General features: G+C 41.9%; 16 protein-coding genes. All 16 read right to left on the reverse strand.

What is annotated here, in order from left to right; translation table 11 throughout:
* Nucleotides 1-21 precede the first annotated feature (21 nt).
* Nucleotides 22-870, reverse strand: coding sequence for a DNA-processing protein DprA (dprA, locus tag PG086_RS05595; protein ID WP_270748046.1), 849 nt, complete (start codon nt 868-870; stop codon nt 22-24).
* A gap of 81 nt (nt 871-951) precedes the next feature.
* Entirely contained in the window at nt 952-1,575 is a 624-nt protein-coding gene (locus PG086_RS05600) for a hypothetical protein (protein WP_057489173.1), read from the reverse strand.
* Nucleotides 1,576-1,721: 146 nt separating this feature from the next.
* Nucleotides 1,722-3,545 (reverse strand): translation elongation factor 4, encoded by a 1,824-nt coding sequence (lepA, locus tag PG086_RS05605; RefSeq protein WP_007522109.1) that lies wholly within the window; start codon nt 3,543-3,545, stop codon nt 1,722-1,724.
* Between the two features lie 78 nt (nt 3,546-3,623).
* The gene (locus tag PG086_RS05610) at nt 3,624-4,352 is read right to left on the reverse strand and encodes a metallophosphoesterase (protein WP_270748048.1); all 729 of its coding nucleotides are present in this window, start codon (nt 4,350-4,352) and stop codon (nt 3,624-3,626) included.
* On the reverse strand, nt 4,353-6,020 hold the full coding sequence (gene recN, locus PG086_RS05615; protein ID WP_096422097.1) for a DNA repair protein RecN: 1,668 nt from the start codon (nt 6,018-6,020) through the stop codon (nt 4,353-4,355). It lies immediately after the preceding gene.
* A 6-nt stretch (nt 6,021-6,026) separates the two neighbouring features.
* Nucleotides 6,027-6,458 (reverse strand): arginine repressor, encoded by a 432-nt coding sequence (locus PG086_RS05620; RefSeq protein WP_001034390.1) that lies wholly within the window; start codon nt 6,456-6,458, stop codon nt 6,027-6,029.
* Nucleotides 6,451-7,266, reverse strand: a complete 816-nt coding sequence (locus PG086_RS05625; protein WP_096422095.1) for a TlyA family RNA methyltransferase — start codon at nt 7,264-7,266, stop codon at nt 6,451-6,453. The genes PG086_RS05620 and PG086_RS05625 overlap by 8 nt, the downstream gene beginning before the upstream one ends.
* A complete protein-coding gene (locus PG086_RS05630; RefSeq protein WP_096422093.1) occupies nt 7,259-8,134 on the reverse strand; it encodes a polyprenyl synthetase family protein in 876 nt (291 codons plus the stop codon). Before PG086_RS05630 ends, PG086_RS05625 begins: the two co-directional genes overlap by 8 nt.
* Nucleotides 8,131-8,343 (reverse strand): exodeoxyribonuclease VII small subunit, encoded by a 213-nt coding sequence (locus PG086_RS05635; RefSeq protein ID WP_084944567.1) that lies wholly within the window; start codon nt 8,341-8,343, stop codon nt 8,131-8,133. Before PG086_RS05635 ends, PG086_RS05630 begins: the two co-directional genes overlap by 4 nt.
* On the reverse strand, nt 8,321-9,661 hold the full coding sequence (xseA, locus tag PG086_RS05640) for an exodeoxyribonuclease VII large subunit (RefSeq protein WP_270748050.1): 1,341 nt from the start codon (nt 9,659-9,661) through the stop codon (nt 8,321-8,323). Before xseA ends, PG086_RS05635 begins: the two co-directional genes overlap by 23 nt.
* A gap of 128 nt (nt 9,662-9,789) precedes the next feature.
* Nucleotides 9,790-10,428: a uridine kinase gene (udk, locus tag PG086_RS05645; RefSeq protein ID WP_009730252.1), complete on the reverse strand. Its 639-nt coding sequence runs from the start codon at nt 10,426-10,428 to the stop codon at nt 9,790-9,792.
* A 112-nt stretch (nt 10,429-10,540) separates the two neighbouring features.
* Nucleotides 10,541-11,419, reverse strand: a complete 879-nt coding sequence (truB, locus tag PG086_RS05650) for a tRNA pseudouridine(55) synthase TruB (RefSeq protein WP_125416005.1) — start codon at nt 11,417-11,419, stop codon at nt 10,541-10,543.
* 110 nt (nt 11,420-11,529) lie between these two features.
* Nucleotides 11,530-11,907, reverse strand: coding sequence for an SdpI family protein (locus PG086_RS05655; protein WP_270748051.1), 378 nt, complete (start codon nt 11,905-11,907; stop codon nt 11,530-11,532).
* An 86-nt stretch (nt 11,908-11,993) separates the two neighbouring features.
* On the reverse strand, nt 11,994-12,905 hold the full coding sequence (locus PG086_RS05660) for a hypothetical protein (RefSeq protein WP_270748052.1): 912 nt from the start codon (nt 12,903-12,905) through the stop codon (nt 11,994-11,996).
* 6 nt (nt 12,906-12,911) lie between these two features.
* Nucleotides 12,912-14,186: a DUF2130 domain-containing protein gene (locus PG086_RS05665; RefSeq protein ID WP_270748053.1), complete on the reverse strand. Its 1,275-nt coding sequence runs from the start codon at nt 14,184-14,186 to the stop codon at nt 12,912-12,914.
* A gap of 94 nt (nt 14,187-14,280) precedes the next feature.
* Nucleotides 14,281-15,561, reverse strand: a complete 1,281-nt coding sequence (locus PG086_RS05670; RefSeq protein WP_270748054.1) for an O-acetylhomoserine aminocarboxypropyltransferase/cysteine synthase family protein — start codon at nt 15,559-15,561, stop codon at nt 14,281-14,283.
* Nucleotides 15,562-15,592 lie beyond the last annotated feature (31 nt).

The raw sequence follows: 15,592 nt of genomic DNA on the forward strand, positions 1-15,592 counted from the left end.
TCTTAGTGAACAAATTTCTCCTTAAAATTCAAACTCAGCCAGCACATCTTGACCACTGGAAATCAGTTTTGCTCCCTCTTGGATCAGGTGGTGACAGCCATCTGAATGGCCATCTAAAATGTTTCCTGGAATGGCAAAGACATCACGCCCTTCCTCCATAGCACGCTCACAGGTGATGAGACTCCCTGAACGCATTCTTGCCTCTGCTACAATAACGCCACGGCACAGTCCTGCTATGATTCGATTACGAGCTGGAAAGTGAAATTTCAAGGGTTCCTCACCAGGTCCGTACTCGCTAAGTACCAAATGGTGATTGCCAATGTGTTCCTGCAAACGTTTATTGGCTCGGGGATAAAATACATCCAATCCTGTTCCAATCACTGCAATCGTTCTTCCTCCATTCTGGAGTGCAGCCATATGGGCAGCGGTATCAATCCCTTTGGCTAAACCACTGACAACAATTAACTCGTTTTCCAAACCTTGAATGACTTTCTGAACCGACTTTGCTCCCTGACTAGAACATGAACGGCTCCCTACAACAGCAACTTTCGGAAACTTTAACAAGTCCAGATTTCCTTTATAAAACAAGAGCACTGGAGCATCATAAATCTCACTCAGATCCCGAGGATAACAGTCATCAAGAATAGAAAAGGAGGGAAATTTTTGGAACTCCTTCTCCAACTGTGCATCATCTATCTGGAAATAGCGTTCCATAAAGACTGCAGGATTACGGCATCCCGATATTTCTGCAATATCACCCAGCAAGAGCTCCTGATCTACAGTCTCGTCGTATTCAAGAACAGTTAAAATTTGTTGATTGGTCAGCCCTGCTTTTCTCAATTTGTAAATCTCATAGTTTGTGATCTTCATATACAACTCCATTTCTTTTTCTACTCATCTATCTATTCGTAAAAAAAATAAAAAGAAGACCAAGGATCTTCTTTTTTTCATTTATTCAGCTTTAGTAGTTGACCAGCTACTTTCAATCATCGGTAAGATTGTTTTTAAAGTTTCCCCATCCCCTTCAAGTGAAACATAGCGGATTTTACCATCATTTGATCGGAAAACCCAGGTAACGAGGTATTTCCCTGATTTAGCAATTGCATTGACAACATAGGCTTCATAACCTCCAATGGTCGATTTGGAGCCCCAAACCTTACTGAAATCAGAGCTTTGTTCTTTAGAAGTTAAAATACTAGATGAGACAGTCACAACATCCAGTTTAGCATATTCTTCTTCGCTGATATTAAACTGCTCAGCCTTGAAGGTATTCAGCGTAACAATGTTGATATCTGTTCCATCGCAATACTGTATATCATTTCCACCTTCTACTTCATGGAATCGAACCCATAATTTTGGTACCTTGACAAAGCCATACTCATTCGAGCCGATGATTTGCGTCTCTTCCTTTTTCGCTTCAGAAACAGCAGAACTAGAGCTACTTGTTTCCTGACTGCTAGAAGAACTAACAACCGCAGTCGAACTTTCTTCGGTTGCTGTTTGCGACTTATTGGAGCATGAAGCTAAAAAAGCACTAACAGTAACTACAGTACCTAAAATCAATAATTTTTTCATCCTACCACCTCTCCATCTGCATTATAAGAAAAATAAGAACTTCTGTCAAATTCTTACCTAATCTATTCTGTTAGTTTCCGATTTTATTGCTCACATTTAAAGCAAAAACTCTTGAAAAATCTTCAAGAGTTTTGTTTTTTTTATTTCTATTCTTCATCCATGCTCAAGACGCTAAGGAAGGCTTCTTGTGGGACTTCTACTGATCCGATAGCTTTCATGCGTTTCTTACCAGCTTTTTGTTTTTCAAGGAGTTTGCGTTTACGAGAAACGTCACCTCCATAACACTTAGCAAGTACGTTCTTACGAAGGGCCTTGATATCAGTACGAGCCACGATCTTGTGTCCAATAGCTGCTTGAATCGGCACTTCAAATTGTTGACGAGGAATGATTTTCTTGAGCTTGTCCACGATGAGTTTCCCACGTTCGTAGGCAAAATCCTTGTGAACGATAAAGCTGAGGGCGTCCACCTTGTCTCCATTGAGAAGGATATCCATTTTGACCAGCTTAGATGGGCGGTACTCTGACAATTCGTAGTCAAAGCTTGCATAACCACGTGTCGAAGACTTGAGCTTATCAAAGAAGTCAAAGACGATTTCAGCAAGTGGAATTTGATAGATAACATTCACACGATTATCATCAATATAGTCCATGGTTACAAAGTCCCCACGCTTGCGCTGAGCTAGTTCCATAACTGCTCCGACAAACTCCTGCGGTACCATGATTTGCGCCTTAACATACGGTTCTTCAATGGTCGCAATCTTGGTTGGATCTGGAAACTCAGAGGGGTTTGACACATCCATAGACTCACCGTCAGTTTGATTAACCTTGTAAATAACAGACGGAGCTGTCATGATGAGGTCAATATTGAACTCACGCTCTAAACGCTCTTGGATAACATCCATATGGAGAAGCCCAAGGAATCCACAACGGAAACCGAATCCAAGCGCCTGCGATGTTTCTGGTTCAAACTGAAGGCTGGCATCGTTGAGCTGCAATTTTTCAAGGGCTTCACGTAGGTCATTGTACTTATTTGACTCGATTGGGTAAAGACCTGCAAAGACCATAGGATTCATTTGCTTGTAGCCATGTAGTGGTTCTGCTGCTGGATTGGTTGCCAAGGTAACTGTATCGCCGACGCGAGTGTCTTGAACCGTCTTGATGGAAGCCGCAATATAACCAACGTCACCAGTCGCGAGGAAATCGCGTCCTACTGCTTTCGGCGTGAAAATACCAACTTCCGTCACATCAAAGGTCTTGCCATTGCTCATGAGCTGAATCTTATCACCAGGTTTAACCACTCCATCCATGACACGCACTTGGAGGATAACCCCACGATAGGCATCATAAACTGAGTCGAAAATCAAGGCTTTTAATGGAGCTGAAACATCACCAGTTGGTGCGGGAACTTTCTCTACGATCTGCTCAAGAATTTCTTCAATACCAATACCAGCTTTGGCTGAAGCTAAGACCGCTTCGCTAGCATCCAGTCCGATGACATCCTCAATCTCTGTACGCACACGCTCTGGATCAGCTGCTGGTAGGTCAATCTTGTTAATGACTGGCAGAATTTCCAAATCATTATCCAAGGCTAGATAAACGTTAGCAAGAGTTTGCGCCTCAATCCCTTGGGCCGCATCAACCACTAAAATCGCCCCTTCACAGGCTGCTAGTGAACGCGAAACTTCATAGGTAAAGTCCACGTGCCCAGGTGTGTCAATCAAGTGGAAAATATAGGTTTCGCCATCTTTTGCAGTGTAATTGAGCTCGATAGCATTAAGTTTAATGGTAATCCCACGTTCACGCTCAAGATCCATACTATCCAGAAGCTGGGCTTGCATTTCACGACTAGAAACGGTCTCCGTCTTTTCTAAAATGCGGTCTGCTAGGGTTGATTTCCCATGGTCAATATGGGCGATAATAGAGAAGTTTCGAATCTTCTCCTGTCGTTTTTTTAATTCTTCTAAGTTCATGCTGCTCTTCCTTTCAGGGTATCTATTAATTATAAATTGTTTTTAACATTTTGACAAGACCATACCCTGCTAGGAGTACTAATCTTCGGCAATAAAACCATCATTTTCGATAAAGTGGTGTTCGGTCATACCTTGGTCAGTAAAGACGATCCCATGAAGGACACCACCATAAACAGCTCCTCCATCCATGCCAATCTTGTCATCCTCTTTTATCCAAAGCTCAGCAGTACCTCGGTCTTGCTTGAGCAAACCATAAACCGGTGTATGCCCAAAGACAATGGTTTTTCCAGTATGATTTTCGGCTTCGTGGAATGGTTTTCTGAGCCAGACTTTCTTATAATCTGTTGTTTCATGCCAATCATCCAAAGTTAAATCAATACCTGCGTGAACAAAGATATATTTGTCTGTCTCTACTACAAATGGCATTTGACGAATAAATTCGACCAAGTCTGCTGCTTCAGTCGCAACCCGTTTGGCATCTTCTACGCCATCAACTGGTGCATCCAAAGGACGCCCTAGGATTGAGTTAATGGTTGTATCACCACCATTTCGACGATAGTGGTCATAGCTTTCTTCAGGGTGGTCCAACCAAGTCAAAAACATATACTCGTGGTTTCCTGATAGACAGATAGCCCCTTGATTATCCACCAAGTCCTTAACCATTTCTAGAACACGGCGACTATCTTCACCTCGATCAATCAAATCCCCTAGAAAAAGCAACTGGGTGTGACCATCCCATGTTTTGAGAAGGTCTTCCAGCATACCTGCTTTTCCATGGACATCTCCAATTACATAATAGTCTGTCATTTATTTCATCCTCGTTTGCAATAATTCTCTAGCTTGAGTAAGGGCAGCTTCGGTTACATTTTCCCCAGCCAACATTTTAGCGACTTCCTCTACTCGCTCTTCTAAAGTTAAGAGACGAACAGTCGAAACTGTTGAGTGCTCATCGCTAATCTTCTCAATAAAGAATTGATAATTCGCGATGGCAATTACTTGTGGTAGATGAGAAATAGCAAGAACCTGACCATGCTGACCAATCTTATGAATCTTTTGAGCGATGGCTTGGGCCACACGACCTGAAACACCTGTATCCACCTCATCAAAGACAATACTAGTCTTACCTTCCTTACGAGAAAAGGCGGATTTAATAGCTAGCATGAGGCGGGATAATTCCCCACCGGACGCAACTTTAACCAAGGGTTTAAAGTCTTCACCAGGGTTGGTGGAAATGTAAAACTCAACTGTTTCATTCCCCTCACGGCTGAACTTGCTCTTACTAAAGCGAACTTGAAATTGAGCCTTCTCCATATAGAGGTCTTGCAGTTCTTGTTTAATTTCTGCTTCAAGCTGCTGGGCCAAATCATGACGAGCTGTTGCAAGCTGCCCTGCCAAATCAACAAGATTAACTTCCAATTTCTTGAGCTCTGTTTCCATGTCTTCGGAAGAAAGGTTATTACCCGTCAAGAGATTGTACTCATCCGTAATCTTAGCAAAATAAAGCAGGACATCATCCACAGTTCCACCGTACTTACGGGAAATAGTATTCAGAAGATCTAGGCGATTCTCAACCTGCATGAGGCGATTGCCATCAAAATCTAGATCTTCAATAATATCTTCCAAACGCTTTGTAATATCTTCTAAAACATAGTAGGTCTCTGATAGAGAACTTGAAATTTCACGGTATTTAGGGTCAAATTCTTCGACACTTTCCATGTCATTCATGGCTGAACGGACATTAGCAAGACTGGAGAATTCCTCATTGTCCAACATACTATAGGCATTGGTTAGCGTATCCGCAATGTTCTTATGATTGAGAAGCTTATCTCGTTCTTGGTTGAGAGCCAAGTCTTCACCAGCCTGCAAGTTTGCAGCCTCAATCTCTGCCATTTGAAATTCCAACATCTCAATACGAGCCTTGTGTTCTTGCTGGTTTTTCTTAACTTCCAAAACCTGCTTGCGCATTTTACGATAGGCATCAAAGCTCGTCTGATAGGTCTCCTTCAAGTCCAAGAAAGCTGCATCACCAAACTCATCCAACATCTGGATGTGCAGTTGAGGACGCATTAACTCCTCTTGGTCATGCTGACCATGGATATCCACAAGGTGTTGCCCAATGGCACGCAAGACAGAAAGATTGACCATCTGACCATTCACACGACTAACACTACGACCATTTTGCAAAATTTCCCGGCGGATGATAATTTCATCACCCATTTCCAAACCTTGCTCTTCAAAAAGTTCCTGTAAAAGGCGACTATTTTCAACTGAGAAAAGTCCCTCTATCTCTGCCTTAGGAGCACCGTGACGAATAACGTCTGTCGTTGCACGAGCCCCCAACATGAGATTCATAGCGTCGATAATGATAGACTTTCCAGCACCCGTTTCCCCGGTCAAAACAGTCATACCCTTTTCAAAATTGAGGGAAATCGCCTCAATAATGGCAAAGTTTTTTATCGAAATTTCAAGTAACATACTGACCTACCATTTTTTGACTTGTTCAACAATTTCTTCAGCTGCCTCTGCTGTTCTAGCTACAATTAAGATAGAATCATCATCAGCTAGACAGCTAAAAATCTGTTCAGAAAATGCTTCAACCAACTGACTCTTCACAAAAATAGTATTTCCAGGAATGACAGCAAGGTTGATCATATTTCCCATTAGCTCGGAACTCACAATATTGTCCTCAGCCAACTGCAAACTTTTGACGATTGATTTTGGCAACTCATAGATATATGTGTTGTTCTTCAAAGGAATTTTAACAATACCAAGCTCCTTGATGTCCCTTGAGACAGTGGCCTGCGTAGCAGAAATACCTGCTTCCTTCAAATGCTCAACGATTTCTTCCTGAGTCCCGATTTGGTAATCCGTAACAAATCTTCTAATTTTTTCAAGTCTCTCTTTTTTATTCATCTTTAAATTCTCTATGTGCTCTCTCTACAACTTTTTCTATTTCAGGGGCAACTTGATTACTTGCTCCCTCTTCCTTTTTCAAATATGCCAGAAATTCGATGTTTCCATGTCCACCTTGGATGGGAGAAAAGTCCAAACCAAGCACTGAAAAACCTTGCTTAACTGCCATAGCAGTGACATATTCAAGGACAGTTTGATGAACCTTGGCATCACGAATAATCCCATTTTTCCCAATCTGCTCACGACCTGCTTCAAATTGGGGCTTAACCAGAGCCACGACCTGACCTTGATCAGCCAAGACACGGTGCAATGCTGGTAGAATCAAACTTAGGGAAATGAAACTCACATCAATACTGGCAAAGCTCGGTTCCTGCTCAAAATCAGTCTTTTCAGCGTAACGAAAATTAAACTGCTCCATGCTGACAACCCGTGGGTCTTGACGTAATTTCCAAGCCAACTGATTGGTGCCAACATCGACTGCAAAGACTAACTCAGCACTATTCTGTAGCATCACATCAGTAAAGCCACCAGTAGATGCTCCTATATCAATCGTAGTTGCCCCTTCCACTGACAATTCAAAGACCTGCAAAGCCTTTTCCAGTTTCAAACCACCTCGGCTGACATACTTGAGTTTTTCACCCTTGAGTTTTAACTCAGTATCATCTGGGATTTTCTCTCCTGGTTTGTCAAAACGCTCTCCATTAAGAACAGCCACAACAAGCCCTGCCATAACACCCCGCTTGGCTTGTTCACGTGTTTCAAACAAGCCCTGCTTATAAGCTAGTACATCCACTCTTTCCTTAGCCATTGATTCTCAAACTTTCTACTACTTTCACAATCGATTCTGTTTCAAAGGGAACCTGCTGGGCAATTTCTTCTAATTTTTCATTAGCTTGATCCAAAGTTTCGTTACAAAAGGCAATGGCATCTTGCAAGCCCAACAAGGCAGGATAGGTTGATTTTTCAGCTTGTAAATCCTTTTGTGGTGTTTTGCCGATTTCCTCAAAACTAGCTGTCACATCCAGTACATCATCTCTGACTTGAAAGGCCAGCCCAATCAATTCACCCACAGTTTTCAGTTTTACTTGGATTTCTGGTTCTAATTCAGCTATGATAGCAGCTGCTTGGAAGGGATAAGCTAGTAATTTCCCAGTCTTATTGGCATGAATGGTCTGGAGTTCTGCCAAAGACAAGTGCTGACGTTCACCCTCCATGTCCAGAACCTGCCCTGCCACCATGCCCAGACTACCTGACGCAAGGGATAATTTGGCTATCAAGTCCACCTTGATCTGACTTGGTAAATCTGCCCGCGCTATCAAGGCATAGGGGTCTAGGAACAAAGCATCACCTGCCAAAATGGCCATAGCTTCGCCAAATTTCTTATGATTTGTCAAGCGTCCCCGACGATAATCGTCGTCATCCATAGCTGGAAGGTCATCGTGAATCAAGCTTCCTGTATGAATCATTTCCAATGCAGCCGCCACTTGAGCATGTGCTGGTTGGATAACTACTTGCAAGGCTTCCAGAACTTCTAACAAGAGAAAAGGCCGAATACGCTTGCCACCAGCATGAATGGAATAGAGAACGGACTCTCGCAAACTAGAGGCAAACTGCTGGTCTCCATAAAAATTTTCCAAAGCCGACTCAACAAGAGCTAATTTTTCTTGCTTCTTCATTCAAAATCACTTTCTGTTCCGTCTTCTTGCATGACCTTAACCAAGGTCTTTTCAGCCTTGTCCAGCGTCGCTTGGAGCTCTTTTGACAAAACCATGCCCTTTTGAAAGGCCGCAATCGCATCTTCTAGAGCGATTTCGCCATTTTCTAAACTTTGGACAATGGACTCAAGTTCTGCTAGATTATCCTCAAATTTCTTTTGTTTTGACATCTTTAACCTCTAATTCTACTTGACCATCTCGCATCAAAAGCGTCACTTGGTCTTTTTTCTTCAACTTCTCAACCGAATCCACAACTGACTCTTCTTTTTTGACAATTGCATAGCCACGCGCAACTATTCGACTGGTATCCAACATCAACAAGGCTTCCGAAAGTCTCTTGACCTCAGCAACCTTGGCATCATAAACCAGCGCCATTTGGCTACGAAGGAGCTTGTCCAACTGAGCAAGTTGGTCTTGATAGCGTTGGATTTTGGTTATAGGTGATAATTGGACTAGTTGATGCGTCCTTGCTTGGACTAGCTGTTTGTTATCAGAAATCCGTGTTCGCAAACTTTGTTTTAATCGCAGTTGTAGTTGATCTAACCGTTGCAAATATCCATCATACAAGCGCTCTGGCTGTCTAAAGATAACTGACTGACTACATTTTTTCAGAGCTTCTTTTTTTCTTGACAGGACATTCTGAACTGCTGTTGCCATCCGCTTTTCTTGATTTTGTAAATGGCTCAAGAGATCCAACTTGGTCACAGGCGTTGCCAATTCAGCCGCAGCTGTTGGCGTCGCAGCACGACGATCGGCCACAAAGTCTGCCAAGGTCACATCCGTCTCATGCCCAACACTAGAAATAACTGGCAAACGAGATTCAAAAATAGCCCGTACCACGATCTCTTCGTTAAAAGCCCAGAGATCCTCGATGGAACCCCCACCACGACCAATGATGAGAACATCTAGGTCCTCACGTTGATTGGCACGCGCAATATTTCGAGCAATTTCCTCCGCAGCTCCATCACCTTGTACCTTGGTCGCATAGAGAAGAATGTCGACACCTGGAAAACGTCTGCTGACGGTCGTGATAATATCCTGAATAACAGCACCACTGCGACTGGTTACTACACCAATTCTCTTAGCAAACTGGGGAAGAGGTTGCTTGAAGCGTTCTTGAAACAGGCCTTCTTCTGTCAATTTTTTCTTGAGTTGTTCAAACTGAATCGCAAGCGCCCCAACCCCGTCAGGCTCAGCCTTTTCAATGATGATGGAGTAGCTACCGCTTGGTTCATAAACCTGCACACGCCCAATCACATTGATCTTCATTCCTTCTTCCAGGTCGAAACCTAATTTCTGATAAATCCCAGACCAGATGGTCGCTTGAATAACTGCATGGTCATCCTTTAGGGAGAAATATTGGTGAGTAGGACGTTTACGAAAGTTGGAAACTTGACCAGTTAAATAGACCCGTTCCAAGTAAGGGTCTTTATCGAATTTCATTTTCAGATACTTAGTCAAAGTTGTTACCGATAAATACTTTTCCATCTCCACCTACTATTCATTTTCTTGCTTTTCCATGGGTATTATTATACCAAAAAGATGATTAAAAATCACCTTTTTCCTACTGAAACCAAAGGAAAAATAGAAAAAGGAGGCTAGGCCTCCTCATCTGATTATTTGCTGTTTCGTGCTTCTTCCAAGATCTTTGCAATCTTGGTGGTCAAAAGGTCGATAGCAACGGTATTGCTGACTCCCTCAGGAATGACGATATCGGCATAACGCTTAGTCGGCTCGATAAACTGGTGGTACATAGGTTTAACTACACCCAAGTACTGCTCAATGACACTGTCAAGGCTACGTCCACGCTCCTCCATATCACGCTTGATACGACGAATAATACGCACGTCATCATCTGTATCCACAAAAATCTTGATATCCATCAAATCGCGCAGGCGCTTATCCTCCAAGACCAAAATCCCCTCAACGATAAAGACATCCTGAGGCTCCTGACGATAGGTCTTGCTACTCCGTGTATGTTCTGTATAGTCATAAGTTGGAATGTCCACCGGACGCCCTGCCAACAATTCCTTAATCTGCTCGATCATCAAGTCTGTATCAAAGGCAAATGGATGGTCGTAGTTGGTTTTGACACGCTCTTCAAAGGTCAAGTGAGACTGATCCTTGTAGTATGAATCATGCTCAATCATGGAAATCTTTTCATCAGGAAAATGCGATAAAATGGCTCTTGAAACACTGGTTTTACCACCACCAGAACCACCTGTCACTCCGATAATGATTGGTCTATTTTGCATGCTATCCTCCGTTTTTTTATCCGTCGTCTATTCTATCATATTTTTTTCAAAATTTATAGTCTGATTTGGATAGTCTAGGGGGAAACGATTCCATCCCCACACTCTAGTTAAACTAGCTAAAAACCTTCCTTGGTTTGTAAAAATTGTCCCTTTTTTCTAGAATGGCTAGCAATGTATCTCCCTCAAAGGCAGCCAATTCTTGGTCCGTTTGGTCTAGCTCGATAAAACGACCAAAGCGCACTTCTGTAGCCTCTTCTGGAGTTAGGAAAACTTTGACAAGATCCCCTATTCCAATTTCGAGAGGATGGAGAAAGTCCAGTTGATCAGCCTCCACTTTTTCAGCAATTTCGTCCAAGGTAAGAGCATCCTCCAGTTGTAAACCTGCTGCACTCGTCCGAGTCAAATGGGACATATGGGCCGCATAACCCAGCTTCTCTCCCAAATCAACTGACAAGGTACGAATATAAGTTCCCTTACTGCATTTTACACGAAAAGTGAAACTTGCAAGTTCGCCCTCATAAGAAATCGGACTTGTTCGTTCAAATTGATAAATGGTCACCTGACGTTCTGGACGCTCCACTTCCTGACCAGCACGCGCATACTCATAGAGCTTGCGACCATTGACCTTGACAGCCGAGTACATAGGTGGAATCTGAGTAATAGGCCCAGTCAGACTCGCAATCGCTTCATCGACAATGGTTTCATCCAAGGGCGACAAAACAGGTGTCTCTGTGACCACTTCTCCACTTGCATCCTCGGTCGTCGTTGAATAACCAAGAGTGATTTCCCCCTCATAGACCTTGCCCTCGTCCTGCATAAATTCGACCATGCGGGTCGCCTTGCCAACCGCAATGGGCAAAACACCCACCACATCTGGATCCAAGGTCCCACCATGACCAATTTTCTTGGTTCCCAAAATCTTACGCAGCTTAAAAACCGCATCATGCGAGGTCATCCCCGCTTCTTTTTTTAAGTTGATAATACCGTTCATGTGTTGCTTTCTTATTTCATTCATGAAATATCTTCTTCAAGAATTGTAATGTAATTATCTTTTGTAACAAAAGATTTGCTGCTTTTCTTCTAGTGATGGATATACCTCGTTTATTTCCTTCTCCCGTTTTCATCAAAGTTTTTCTTCAATGCAATCTCTGTTGAAATCATCGCGCCAACTAAAGGGATTGTCTGAATCATCGTGATAATAAAGCCAACAGTACTCATTGTCTCCGTTCCCTTTTCAAAAACAATGGTCATGGCAATCACGGAGAGAGGTGCTGAAAGTAGTCCGCAAAGATACCATACTTTCCCAAGATATTGATTCGCAAACTTCCATGTTTCTTCATTCCTCATGGACCTTTTTGTTCGGTATCCGAATACATAATTGATTTCTTTCGGTGTTCTCCTGAAAAATAGCCAGCCAAATAAAAGCATAGTTAACGGAATAAGTAAAACTACGATTAGCATGAATATCCTAAATCCCATTTAAATCCCCTCCATTACTTTTACCTCTAAATGATAGATTCCGATCATGTCAGCAATCTGCTTGTCTTTTTGATCGATTTGATCCACTAGTTGAGTACGTTCACGCTCAAAATCATCGCGCAATTGCTCAATTTGACTTTGTAGCATTTTTTTACACGTGCGCTAGAACGTGCTATCCTATCAAATACATTTCTTACAAATCGCCCATTTGCATTTTTATTTTCAGGATTGTTACTATGTAATTCTAAATATTTTTTTAATGTTTCTTTTGCAGAATCATGCAAAATGTATTTATCATTTAATCTTTTTTCGTTTATAGCTTTAAGATTTCGTTTTTCGGAATCTGAAATATCCTTCTTGTCAATTTTTTTATTAGCTCTTTCAACTTGTTCTTTTAGATTTTTTTCTCTTACTTCTCTATCCTTTATATACTCGCTATTAGATTTTGCACCTTTACTTTTATTAAGCGATTCATTAGTTGCTGCTAAATTTTCCTTTTTGTTTGTTAAATCTGCAGTATCTATATCAGCAATCTTTCTCCAAGAATTTTCAAAAATTTGTTTACGTGCTACAACGTGATCCAAATTTGCGTTTTCATTTAATTTTAAAGTTTTTCCAGTATATTCATCCTTTAAATTTCCAGATTTTTGCTTTTCTTTCATAGCATTCTTTGCATCAGTATACCTTTTATCTTTCATTATTTTAGCACCCTCTTCTTTTGTATAACCATTAGGATGTTTATCGTTATACTGCTTAAGAAGCGTATCACTTGTCATATCTAAACCAATTTGATTCCCGAATTGATTCCAAATTTCATCTAAAATAACATCTCCTAATTTATCGGGTGAACTAATTACTTTACAATCTACTTCTAATTTCTCAAGATTAGAAAACTCCATTGTAAATTGCTGTTCTAACAGTTCTTCTAACTCATCATAGTTTAAATTTTCGGACTCATTTACTTCTTCAGTATTCAATACTAATAATTCATTTTCCACTGCTTTCTACTCCCCCCTCAATGCTTCGAACTTGGCTTTCATAGTTGGATTTTTACGAGTTAGTTTTTTAACCGAAACATCTTCCAACTTGTTATTAGCGAGGCGAAGTTGGTTTTCGGATGTGGTTAGGAACTTTTTGACATCTTCCATGCGTTTGATGGCCTTGTCGATTTCATCAATAGCTTTACCAAAATTGGTTGAAGCAGAGTTGTAGTTCTTTGCAAAGGCTAGCTTAAAGGCGTCCAAATCTTCCTCAAAATGTGTAATATCGATATTTTGCTCGCGAACCAAGGCCAACTCTTGCTTATATTTCAAAGAATTAAGCGCAGCATTTCGCAAGAGACCAATCAACTGGATAAAGAACTGGGGACGGACGACGTACATTTTCTCATACTCGTGGCTGACGTCCACAATCCCTGTATTAAAGAAGTCGTTATCTGCTTCTAACATGGTCACCAGAACCGCATATTCACAGTTCTTCTCCCGACGATCCTTGTCCAATTCCTTGTAAAAATCCGCATTCTTATGTTTTTTCTCTGTTCCGTCCGCTTCATTTTTCATCTCAAACATGATGGAAATGAACTCTAGACCATTTTCATCAAAATCACGGAAGATAAAGTCACCCTTAGACCCACGCGCAGAGATCTTGTTATCCTTCTCAAAGTAAGCATTTGGAAAGGCAAAACTACGAACCTTGTTAAACTCACTCTCTGCATACTGTTCCAAACTTTCACCGATAGCTTTTGTGGATTGTTGAGCCTTGAAATTCTTGTAGAATTCGACCTGTTCACTGGCAGCCTTAAGCTGGGCTTCGTAATTCTGCTTAACAGAAGCCAAAGACAGCTCATTTTCTTTTTCTTGCAAGAGGAGCTGGTTTTTGACCTGATCACGCTCTCTTTCTAAATCAGAAAGGGTCTTTTGCAGTTGATTTTCATGCTCCAAACGCAAGGTAGCCAGTTGGTTTTCCAAGGTCTGTACTTCCTTGTCCTTTGCTAATAAGGCCTGGTGACTTGCCTGCTCAACTTCTTTCTTAGCTAACTCTTTCTCTGTATCAAAGTTTTGGATTTGACTCTGCAATTGAGCGATTTCTTGATCCTTCTGAGCCAGTTTAGACTGTTGCTCATTCATGGCCTTTTGCTCAGCTAAGGCCAGCTCCTGCTTCATGCGATCGTGTAATTCCTTATCAAACTCAGCCGTTCTCACTTGGGATAAGAGTTCGGCATACTGACTCTCATTTACTGCAAAGACTTCCCCACAGTTGGGACATTTGATTTCGTTCATAACTTTCCTCTTTCTAGACTTCTGTAACCATTATATCATGCTTGAGGGAAAATCAAAAACAGTGAGTCAAAACCCACTGTTTATATCTTTTACTTTAAATTTTTTCCAAGGCCAAGCGCAAATCTTCAATCAAATCCTCTACATTTTCAAGACCGATCGACAAGCGGATTTGGTTTGGTGTGACACCTGCTGCCTCTAGATCTTTTTCTGACAACTGACCGTGAGTGGTTGTCGCAGGATGGACAACAAGAGATTTGGCATCTGCTACGTTAGCAAGGTCAGAGAAGATTTCCAAATTATCAATCACCTTGCGAGCTTCTGCTTCTCCACCTTTAACATGGAAGGTAAAGATTGAACCCACACCTTTTGGCAAATATTTCTCAGCTAAGGCATGATATGGACTGTCAGCTAGTTTTGGATAGTTGACTTTTTCTACCTTAGGATGGTTGACAAGGAAATCAACAATTTTCTCTGCATTTTGCACATGGCGTTCGACACGAAGAGAGAGAGTTTCAAGCCCTTGGAGCAAGAGAAAGGCATTAAATGGTGACAAGGCCGCACCTGTATCACGGAGCAATTGAACACGAACAGCTATAATAAAGGCTGCTGCACCCACATCACGAGTATAGCTCAAGTTATGGTAGCTAGGATCCTCCTCAACAAATTGAGGGAATTTCCCTGAAGCTGCCCAGTCAAAACGACCGCTATCGACAATCACTCCACCAATAGTCGTACCATGCCCACCGATAAACTTAGTTGCTGAGTGGATGACAATATCTACACCGTGAGAGAAGACGTTAATCAAATATGGTGTGGCAAAAGTGTTGTCTGAAACGAGAGGAATCTGGTGTTTATGCGCAATCTCAGCCAATTTTTCCAAGTCAGGAATGTTAATCAAGGGATTCCCCAAGGTTTCAATCAAGACAAGCTTGGTATTGTCATTGATAGCTGCTTCCACTTCTTCCAAATTATCCACATCCACAAAGGTTGTTGTGATCCCATAACGAGGAAGGGTTTCTTTCAAGAGGTTGAAGGTCCCACCGTAAATAGTTGACGCAGCCACCACATGGTCACCTGCGTGAGCAAGCGCCAAAATAGTGTAGGTTACAGCAGCCATACCTGATGCTGTCGCTAGTGCTCCAACACCACCTTCAAGAGCAGCGATTCTTTCTTCAAATGCCGCTGTTGTAGGGTTGGTAATACGAGTATAGATATTGCCTGGTTTTCTCAAGGCAAACAGATCTGCACCTTCCTGCGTGTCATCAAAAACGAAGGATGTTGTTTGATAAATCGGTACTGCACGAGATTTGGTCGCTGGATCCACTACTTGCCCAGCATGTAATTGTAGGGTTTCAAATTTAAAATCACGAGTCATATGACGACCTCCAAATAGCTTCATTAGGGAT

It is taken from the genome of Streptococcus halitosis, assembly GCF_027691175.1.
In the GTDB taxonomy this organism is placed as follows: domain Bacteria; phylum Bacillota; class Bacilli; order Lactobacillales; family Streptococcaceae; genus Streptococcus; species Streptococcus halitosis_A.